This is a genomic window from Chryseobacterium sp. FG46 (assembly GCF_057809135.1).
In genome coordinates this window covers 1-1,455 of record NZ_JBMDJJ010000069.1, presented here as the reverse complement: position 1 = coordinate 1,455, position 1,455 = coordinate 1, and the positions used below count along the sequence as shown (strand labels likewise).

At 31.5% G+C, this 1,455-nt stretch carries 4 protein-coding genes; all 4 read right to left on the bottom strand.

Features of this window, described 5'->3' with window-relative positions; translation table 11 throughout:
• Positions 1 to 84: 84 nt before the first annotated feature.
• Positions 85 to 312: a hypothetical protein gene (locus tag ACODR7_RS21520; protein WP_488842320.1), complete on the bottom strand. Its 228-nt coding sequence runs from the start codon at positions 310 to 312 to the stop codon at positions 85 to 87.
• Positions 293 to 754, bottom strand: a complete 462-nt coding sequence (locus ACODR7_RS21515; protein ID WP_488842318.1) for a hypothetical protein — start codon at positions 752 to 754, stop codon at positions 293 to 295. Before ACODR7_RS21515 ends, ACODR7_RS21520 begins: the two co-directional genes overlap by 20 nt.
• Positions 711 to 944: a hypothetical protein gene (locus ACODR7_RS21510; RefSeq protein ID WP_488842316.1), complete on the bottom strand. Its 234-nt coding sequence runs from the start codon at positions 942 to 944 to the stop codon at positions 711 to 713. The genes ACODR7_RS21515 and ACODR7_RS21510 overlap by 44 nt, the downstream gene beginning before the upstream one ends.
• Positions 945 to 1,049: 105 nt before the next feature.
• Entirely contained in the window at positions 1,050 to 1,301 is a 252-nt protein-coding gene (locus ACODR7_RS21505; protein WP_488842315.1) for a hypothetical protein, read from the bottom strand.
• Positions 1,302 to 1,455: the final 154 nt, after the last annotated feature.

Sequence of the window (1,455 nt, the reverse complement as noted above, 5' to 3'; positions counted from 1 at the left end):
CAAAAGTCTTTAAAACATAAAAAATGGTCGGAAATTTCTTCCGACCATGACTGCCTTATTATTAGGTGCTTTTATTATTTAGGACTAGTCACCATTATCGAACTTTTTAAATTCTTCACTTGCAAATTCTTCGACAGCTTTTACAATTTCCCTATCGCTTGTATGTGAAATACCAATATAATCAACAGGTAAAATATTTAAAGGATTAATATTTTCAATTTTGTAAATAATAAAACTATATCCTTTAAAATAATAGATGTAATACTGCTGTTCAGTTGGAGCATAAAACAGTTTAAGTTTCGGTTTCTGCATCTTCTTTTTCTTCTAAAAATTTTGAATAATCTTCCGCTAGTTCCGCGTCAATATCACGTAAATACGCTTTCAAAGCCTTCAAGGTTGTGTGTCCGGTAACTTTCATCAATAAATCATAAGTTTCCAGCTCAGTTCTTTCCTTTCTCAATTCCCTGAATAACTTTGTAATAAATGTATGCCTGAACGAATAAATCGTATATTCTTCGCCCAAATTAAGTTTTTCCTTAATTTCTTTGAATTTTGCAGAGAAATTATTTCTTCGGTTTACCTCTTTTGTTAAAATCCCTTTCTCGTTCTTTTTAAAAATTAGTTCGCCAGGATCACCAAATTTTAAATTTTCCAGATCTTTCAACATCATACTCGGAATCAGCTTCGTTTTAAGTGGCTTATTTTTAGCTTTAACTTGCAAGTAAGGTGGGTTGTTCATTAATTTTGAGATCATCGGATTTTAACCTAACCACTTCGATAGGACGTAAAAAATTATAGCTTACGAACTGAATAAATAATAAAAGGTTTTCATCCTTTGAAATTTCTTCAAAAAGAGTTTCCAATTGGTCGCTTGAATAAGATTTGTTTTTTTTGGGCGTTGAGCTTTGATCCCCAATTTCTTTAATAAAATTATCCTTAATCATTTCGTTTCTTTTCAGAACATCAAAAAGAGAGGATAATACTACTTTGTGATTATTATGTGTTTTCCCGGAATTTTTCAGTATTATTTCGTTCAGATAATTCAAAACTTACTTTTTGGGAAATTCATCTGCAGCGATAACATCATATCCGTTTTTCTCAAGATATTTGATAAATTGGTTTTTCTTTGACCGGAAATCTGGAATATAGGTTTCTGATAAAGTTGCCTCTTTTATTTTATATGCCCACTCTATTGCACTTTTGATTGTAGATTTATCTTTCACATCTTCACTCGGATATGGAGAATAACCTTTTTTCAATAATTCTGCAAGACTTTTTCTGATTGCTTTCAGTCTGTTCAACCTTTCTTTTACCGTATTCGGTCTTTAAAATTTCAAGTAAAGATAACATAAAAAAATCGGTGTAACTTGTTGTTAAACCGATATTTATATTTTAGAAATCTTAGTAGCGGGAACCGGACTCGAACCGATGACCTTCGGGTTATGAGCCCGACGA

Bases quoted from the DNA above. Each gene is read 5' to 3' on its own strand.
- ACODR7_RS21520 (WP_488842320.1), bottom strand. From the start codon at position 312: ATGCAGAAACCGAAACTTAAACTGTTTTATGCTCCAACTGAACAGCAG.
- ACODR7_RS21510 (WP_488842316.1), bottom strand. From the start codon at position 944: ATGATTAAGGATAATTTTATTAAAGAAATTGGGGATCAAAGCTCAACG.
- ACODR7_RS21515 (WP_488842318.1), bottom strand. From the start codon at position 754: ATGATCTCAAAATTAATGAACAACCCACCTTACTTGCAAGTTAAAGCT.